Source organism: Nocardia ninae NBRC 108245 (genome assembly GCF_007990755.1).
Taxonomy (GTDB): domain Bacteria; phylum Actinomycetota; class Actinomycetes; order Mycobacteriales; family Mycobacteriaceae; genus Nocardia; species Nocardia ninae.
Genome location: NZ_BJXA01000159.1, coordinates 1 through 5,467 on the forward strand (window position 1 = coordinate 1; position 5,467 = coordinate 5,467).

At 67.6% G+C, this 5,467-nt stretch carries 11 protein-coding genes; 3 read left to right on the plus strand and 8 right to left on the minus strand.

Annotated elements, in window-relative coordinates; translation table 11 throughout:
• Positions 1-35: 35 nt before the first annotated feature.
• The 6 genes from NN4_RS44160 to NN4_RS44185 all read right to left on the minus strand — a co-directional run bounded on the left by NN4_RS44160 (position 36) and on the right by NN4_RS44185 (position 2,721).
• The gene (locus NN4_RS44160; protein ID WP_135236158.1) at positions 36-224 is read right to left on the minus strand and encodes a hypothetical protein; all 189 of its coding nucleotides are present in this window, start codon (positions 222-224) and stop codon (positions 36-38) included.
• Positions 225-725: an Asp23/Gls24 family envelope stress response protein gene (locus NN4_RS44165; protein ID WP_147144352.1), complete on the minus strand. Its 501-nt coding sequence runs from the start codon at positions 723-725 to the stop codon at positions 225-227.
• A 98-nt stretch (positions 726-823) separates the two neighbouring features.
• Entirely contained in the window at positions 824-1,141 is a 318-nt protein-coding gene (locus NN4_RS44170) for a hypothetical protein (protein ID WP_147144354.1), read from the minus strand.
• A 46-nt stretch (positions 1,142-1,187) separates the two neighbouring features.
• On the minus strand, positions 1,188-1,565 hold the full coding sequence (locus tag NN4_RS44175; protein ID WP_147144357.1) for an Asp23/Gls24 family envelope stress response protein: 378 nt from the start codon (positions 1,563-1,565) through the stop codon (positions 1,188-1,190).
• The gene (locus tag NN4_RS44180; RefSeq protein WP_147144359.1) at positions 1,562-2,164 is read right to left on the minus strand and encodes an Asp23/Gls24 family envelope stress response protein; all 603 of its coding nucleotides are present in this window, start codon (positions 2,162-2,164) and stop codon (positions 1,562-1,564) included. The genes NN4_RS44175 and NN4_RS44180 overlap by 4 nt, the downstream gene beginning before the upstream one ends.
• Positions 2,155-2,721: an RNA polymerase sigma factor gene (locus NN4_RS44185; RefSeq protein WP_206055064.1), complete on the minus strand. Its 567-nt coding sequence runs from the start codon at positions 2,719-2,721 to the stop codon at positions 2,155-2,157. The genes NN4_RS44180 and NN4_RS44185 overlap by 10 nt, the downstream gene beginning before the upstream one ends.
• A gap of 167 nt (positions 2,722-2,888) precedes the next feature.
• Between NN4_RS44185 and NN4_RS44190 the strand changes: the two genes are divergently transcribed.
• Together NN4_RS44190 and NN4_RS44195 are read left to right on the plus strand one after the other, a co-directional pair.
• Positions 2,889-3,095, plus strand: a complete 207-nt coding sequence (locus tag NN4_RS44190; protein WP_147144361.1) for a CsbD family protein — start codon at positions 2,889-2,891, stop codon at positions 3,093-3,095.
• 61 nt (positions 3,096-3,156) lie between these two features.
• Positions 3,157-3,354, plus strand: a complete 198-nt coding sequence (locus NN4_RS44195; RefSeq protein ID WP_147144363.1) for a hypothetical protein — start codon at positions 3,157-3,159, stop codon at positions 3,352-3,354.
• 4 nt (positions 3,355-3,358) lie between these two features.
• Here NN4_RS44195 and NN4_RS44200 read toward each other — a convergent pair whose 3' ends face one another.
• Positions 3,359-4,189, minus strand: a complete 831-nt coding sequence (locus tag NN4_RS44200; protein ID WP_147144364.1) for a hypothetical protein — start codon at positions 4,187-4,189, stop codon at positions 3,359-3,361.
• A gap of 303 nt (positions 4,190-4,492) precedes the next feature.
• Here NN4_RS44200 and NN4_RS44205 point away from each other — a divergent pair, with 303 nt between their 5' ends.
• Positions 4,493-5,242, plus strand: coding sequence for an IclR family transcriptional regulator (locus NN4_RS44205; protein ID WP_147144366.1), 750 nt, complete (start codon positions 4,493-4,495; stop codon positions 5,240-5,242).
• A gap of 58 nt (positions 5,243-5,300) precedes the next feature.
• Here NN4_RS44205 and NN4_RS46740 read toward each other — a convergent pair.
• Positions 5,301-5,467 (minus strand): amidohydrolase family protein (locus NN4_RS46740; RefSeq protein WP_147144368.1); only part of this gene is annotated, 167 nt, incomplete at its 5' end.

Below are 5,467 nucleotides of genomic sequence, written 5' to 3' on the forward strand. Positions count from 1 at the left end.
CGCGCCGGGATACTCGTCCGTGCCGACAACGGTGGTCATCGTCTGCCCTTGCCCTGCGCCGATTGGAGCAACCCGGCCAGGTCGAGCTCGCCGTCGAGCCAGCGGCCGACCAGCAGGCCGAGCACGGCGAACAGCAGCACGATGGTGAAGGCGCCGAAGCCGCCGAACGCACCGGCGAAGCCCAGCGCGAGACCGACCGCGAGGCAGATCGCTGTGGCGCTCATCTACTGCACCCGGCTGCTCTGCTCGGGTTCATCGTCGTCACCCGGGATGTAGACGTCGTTGACGTTGATGTTGACCTCGACCACGTCCAGCCCGGTCATCTGCTCGATCGCGTTGATCACGTTGCGGCGCACCGCCCGCGCCAATTCGGCGATGGCGACGCCGTATTCGACGACGAGCTCCAGGTCGACGGCGGCCTGCGTCTCGCCGACCTCGACCGAAACTCCTTGGCCGACATTGGTGGACGCGCCGGGGATGCGATCCCGAATGGCACCGAACGCCCGTGCGGCCCCGCCGCCCAGCGCGTGTACGCCGCGCACCTCGCGGGCCGCGAGCCCGGCGACCTTCTGCACGACGATGTCGGCGATGGAGGTGGTGCCCTGGTCGCTGACCAGCTTGCTGTCCTTGTCCGACGATCCGGCGGAAGCCCGGTTCGTCGGCGCCTTGTTGTCCGCAGCTGCCTTGTTGTCCGTGCTCTTGTCGGTAGTTGTCGTCGCGCTCATTGCTGCTCCTCCTGATTTCCCTTGCGGTACATCGGATATCGGCCTCATGTACATCGACACCTGTCCGGTCCGGAACGTCACGGGCGATGAGGTGTGAGCTAGGTAACCCCCTCACTGCCGAAGGCACCGGCGTCGAGTTCGGCCACCACCAGGCGCAGGCGGGCGTCGGCCCAGTCGGTGCCGGCGAGTGCGGCGCGCACGGCTTCGGTCGCCTTCTCCAACAGCGGCGTCAATGGCAATTCGGCTGCGGCGACCCGCACCTCCACCCGGCCCGGGCCGACGTCGATCGCGAAACCTCGTGCATCCCATGGCCACCAGGCCGGGCTCTCTCCGCCCAGGGGTGTGGCGGGCCGTATACCGTCGATCGTGTCCAGCGCGCCCAGGATCACGGCGATGAGGTCGCTGGTAGAAGTCACGGCACCGCCCTTATATCTGCTCGGTTCAGCGAAGGACGCACGCCGCTCACGACCGTTCCGGCTCGATATCGAGAATCGACACCGAGACCTCGTCGACCGTCTGCCCGGTCTGCTCGAACACCACCCGCGAAACCTCCTGTTGCACCGCGTGACCGATCACCGCCGCGGCGCGCTCGGCCGAGATCACTACGTCCACTTGCACACTCAGCGCACCCGAGGCGCTGCGGCGCACCCGCACGCCCTCCGACGCCGCAGGGTCGGCGCTCGTCAGGCGCTGCTTGCCGACCCGCACCAGCGACGAGACCAGCCCGCGCACACCGGGTTCGAGGCGGACGACGCCCGGCGTCGCGCACGCCGCCTGCGCGGCCACCGCGGCGACGACCGGGGCCTCGATCCGCACCTCGGAAACAGCATCGGTCGTCATCGCTGCGCGTCCCCCGTCTCGTCGTCCTCATAGATGTCGGCGACCACCAGATCGAGCATGGTGAGCACGAGACCGACCTGCGCGGCGAGTGCGGCGGTGACCCGCTCACGCACCAAAGGCAGCGCGTCGCCGACCGTGGTGTGCCCGAACCGGATAGCCACCGACAGCTCGACCGCCACCTCTGTCTCGCCGTCCATCCCCATGCCGACGCGGCGCACCCGGCACTGCCTGGCACGCACGCCGGGCACCGAATCCGCGGCATAACGCAGCACGGTGGCGACGGCCTGTTCGCTCACCTCGACCGTGCCCGGCGCGGGGGTGGGCAGTACCAGGGTCCTGCCGCGGCGGGCCTCCGCGCGCACCGCGGACATGATGCGCCCGGTCAGGTCGGGCGGTGGCGGGTCCGGTTCATCGATCAGTTCCTTGGTCGCCGCGCGCAGGGCCAGCAAGCTGTCCCTGGCCGACCGGCAGTGCGGGCAGGTCTTCTCGTGTTCGTCGCCGAGTCCCGCCTCGACCGCGTCGAGCCGGTCCCAGACATGTTCGATCTCGCGGCCGCAGGGCAGCCGGTAGTCCTGTTCTGTCGTTCCGTTCACCGCCATGGTTTCATCACCTCGGACAAATGGGCTCGTGCTCGGGCTATCCGGCCGCGCACCGCCGTCGTGTTCACTTCGACGATGTCGCCGATCTCCTCGTAGGTCAGCCCGTGCACCTCGCGCAACAGCCAGCAGGCGCGCTGTTCGGGCGTGAGCAGTTGGAGCGCCGCGTTCAGCGCCTCCAGTTGGGTGCTCACCTGAACGGCATGCTCGGGTTGGGTATCCGAGCGGGGCGATTCGGTGGTCTCCGGGTCGACCTCGACCGTCGGCCGCCGCGCCCGGATCACATTCAAACAGCGGTTGGTGGTCATCCGATAAAGCCAGCCGACGAAGGCGGCGTCATCGTTGAGCTGTGGCAGCCTGCGCCACGCGCCGAGGAATACTTCCTGGACGACGTCTTCGGCGTCGGAGCGGTCGGCGAGCATCTTGACCGCGAGGCGAAACATCTGTCCTTGATAGCGCAGCACTAGCTGCTCATAGGCCCTCATGTCGCCGTCACGCGCCCTGCTCACCAGGGTCGCATCATCAGGCGCGGTCTCGGCAACCGTTTCTGTCGTGGTCACAGCACCTCCTCCACCGCTCATCAGGTAGACACCGGGGATCGGAAAGCGTCACGTCCAGTATGACGTGATCGTTGTCTCAATGGTTGCTGCGTGCGCTTCGCCGGGGGGCCGTGTCTATACAGCGTGTGCATCCAACCCGGATGTACCGCGACACAGCGGAGGTTTCGATGTCTCTGAGCGACAAGATCGGCAACAAGGTCGACGAGTTCGGTGGCAAGGCCAAGGAAGCCGCGGGCAACGCGACCGGCGACGACGATCTGCGCGCCGAAGGCAAGGCGGACCAGGTCGAGTCCGCGGTCAAGGGCGCGGTGGAGAACGTCAAGGACGCCGTCGGCGACGCGGTGGACAAAGCAAAGAACGCGCTGGGCAAGTAGCCCGGCCCGGGTAGCGTGCGGCCGCTGATCCGGCCGCACGCCGCCCGGCTCGAACAAGGGTATGACTGTGATTGATCATCGACCGACCAGAATCGCCGGTGTCGAACCGGGCACCGCACTGCTGGCCGCGGCCACCTGCCTGGCCTTGACCATCGGCGTCGCCGCCATGACACAGTCCGTCGTCGCGACCGTCGTCGCGTGCGCCGCCATCCTGGTCGGCCTCGTCGTTGTGCTGAACATCTTGCCGCACAAGGCTTGACGAGCTAGCTGACCTTCTTCCGGGGGCTTTGCAGCGCGTCCTCCACGGCCGCGAGCGCGTCGACCGGGGTGCGGTTCTGACCCTTCTCGTTCTGGCCGAGCTGCGGCCAGCCGGAGCCCTGAGGACCGTGCAGCTGGATCCAGATCTCTCGGGTCTTGTCCAGCAGCTCGCGCTGTTCCGTTTCGTTCAATGCGGACATGAATTCCTCCTCTATTCCGACGCCGCACGCCGCGGCGAAGTTCTGGGGCGACATGTCGTAGGCGATGTTCATGTCGCAGTCGCCGAACGGCGGGCAACCCTCGGGCAGGCCGCCGCCGAAGCCCTGACCGTCGGTGTATTGGTGGGCCAGCTGGCCGGGCAGATTCGGGTTTCGGCCGTAGCCCGCACCGACCATGCGTACTCCTTCGGGGCGGTTGGCCCACATGTCGAAGAAGTCGCCGCGGTTCGCGTAGGCGATCACCCGCCGCCGGTCGCCGAGCCAATCGACCAGATTCCAGTACGACGCGTTGATGCCGTCGGACTGGTCGCCACCGGGATTACCGCCCGATTCGACGTCGATCATGCTGATCATCCGCGGGTGCGGGCCGCCCATTCGCGCGACCATGTCGCGGTGCGTTTCGACGGTCTCCAGCCAGTTCGGCCGCCAGTAGAAATAGACGATGAAGCACGCCAGACGTCCCGAATCGACTGCCCGGCACGCCCATTCGTAGTTCGCGGCGAAGTTGGCATCGCGGAAGTCGCCATCGTTGGACCGGAAGCTGAGTATCGCGTGCGGATAGGAATCGTCCACCGGGACCTGGAAATATGACACGTCCGCGAAAAAAGTGTCGACCATTGGATCTCCCTCGATTTCGTCTGCCCGAAATTTCCCCCGAGTGGTCGTCGCACCGCCGATTACCCCGCATCTCGACCCCGTGAGACGTCGATGAAACGTGAGTGAAGGGCGCGGACCGGAGACTCTTCCCTGTAGCAAGAACCGCCGGTGCCCGTTCAGCGCGACGGAGCCAATGCTGTAGCCGACCGGCGGGACGGGGTAGTTGTCGGTCTGATGAGCGAACCGAGCGTTCCATTTGTCGGACCGCGAACGATATGCAGCACGTGCTCGGTTCGTTGCAGTATCTGCACGGGAGGACAGAGAGTGAACGAAGCGACGATGGAAAAGGCGGCCTTGGGGGGCCGTGGTGTGCTCGAGGGGGCATTCGCCCTGCTGGAAGCACTCGCGCACGGGGACGAGCTGGGCTTGACCCGGCTCGCGTCGGCGGCAGGACTACCGAAGGCAACGGCCTATCGGTTACTCAATCAACTGGTCGCGGAAGGAGCAGTGCAGCGCCGCAGCGGGCGCTATCAGATCGGACCCCGGGTGTTTCGGCTCGGGCAGACCTGGCAACCGGCGCGGTTGCTGCGGGCTGCCTCGGCCCGGCCGCTCGGGCAACTGACGGCGACATCGGATCGGGGCGGCTTCAGTCTCTCGGTGACCGATCGGGGGCACACGATGCTGATCGGCGGCATCGGGCGGGAGATCGATGCGGTCTTCCCGCTGCGGGCGGGGACGCTGCTGCCCTCGGGCACCGCCGCCGAGCAGGTGCTGGCCATCGGTCATCCGAATCACCAGCCACCCGAGGGGTTTTCGCCCCGCGAGTGGAGCCGTCAGGTCACCCTGGCCCGGGAGCGGGGACTCGCCTACGACACCGACCTGAGCCGATTCGGGCTGGCCTGCGTCGCGGCGCCGGTGCGCGGTCCGGGCGGCGAGGTGGTCGCCGCGCTGGCGGCGACGGTGGGCGAGCTGAACCGGCTGCCCGCGCTGGCCGAGGCGGTGGTGCGCACGGCGGGGCTGGTGAGCGCCAATCTCACGAGGCTGCTGCGGTCGCAGGGGGTCATGTCGCTCTGAGAGCGGGAGTCGTGGGGGTGCCGCCCAGGCAGTGGGGCGGCACCCCGACGGCTCGCACCTAACTCATCGCGTGTGAAACGCCTCCACACCAAACTTGGGTGATGGCGCGGGTGGCGTGGATGTCGGACAGCGGGTCGCCGTCGAGCAGCACGAGATCGGCGCGCATGCCCGGTGCGATCGTGCCGCGGTCGGACAGGCCGAAGTGGGCGGCGGGCGCCGTGGTCG